This is a genomic window from Gemella bergeri ATCC 700627 (genome assembly GCF_000469465.1).
Taxonomy (GTDB): Bacteria; Bacillota; Bacilli; order Staphylococcales; family Gemellaceae; genus Gemella; species Gemella bergeri.
Map to the genome: position 1 here is coordinate 10,655 of NZ_KI271828.1, position 856 is coordinate 11,510.

Sequence of the window (856 nt, forward strand, 5' to 3'; positions counted from 1 at the left end):
TAAGTTCACTTTGCTGAATTGTACTTCTTTTTGCCCAGGTTCTGGTGGTTGCGGCGGATTCACCGGTTTTGTTTTATCCGTTACGATTAGTTTATTACCCTTAGCTTCTACCTTATTACCATTTACATTTGTTACTTTAACTTTTCCGTCTTTATCTACTGTAAATGTTATGTCCGTTACCGCTAAGTATCCTTCCGGTGCTGCTTCTTCGTGGAATGTGTATGTTCCTTCTGATAATTTTACTTTATGAACTTCATTTGTTGATGTCCATTTATCTACTACTTTTCCATCTTTTAGAATTTGGATTTTTGCCCCTGCCAACTCTTTTCCTGCTATATCCACTTTACTGAATTGTACTTCTTTCGGTTGTGGTGTTGGTGGTACTACAGGTTCATCTTGGTCGGTTACTATCAGTTTGTTACCTTCCGCTTTTACAGTATTTCCATTTATATCTTTTACAGTTACTTTACTATCTTTATCTACTGTAAATGTTATATCTGTTACAGTTTTATATCCTTCCGGCGCTGCCGTTTCATGGAATATATATTCACCCTCACGTAATTCCAGTTTTTGAGTTGTACCTTTTTCTGAAATCCAAGTGCTAATAACATTTTCTTTAAAAGTATCATCATCTTGTTTAACTTTTTGTTTAATTTCGATTTGTGCTCCGTCAATTTCTTTACCGGCAAGATTTACTTTGCTAAATTCTACCCCTTTTTCAGGAGTTCCCGGTTTAATAATCATAGTTTGGGCCTTATCGTTAGGGTCTTTATGTTCAACTGTTTGTTTCTTACCTGTTCCCATTAAATCTTCTTTTGAAGTTGCCGTTTCATATACTACATATGATTTTCCGGCT

General features: G+C 35.5%; 1 protein-coding gene. It reads right to left on the minus strand.

The genetic code is table 11. The features are described from left to right. A partial coding sequence (locus HMPREF1983_RS03420; protein ID WP_021752901.1) for an MSCRAMM family protein occupies positions 1 to 856 on the minus strand: 856 nt, incomplete at both ends.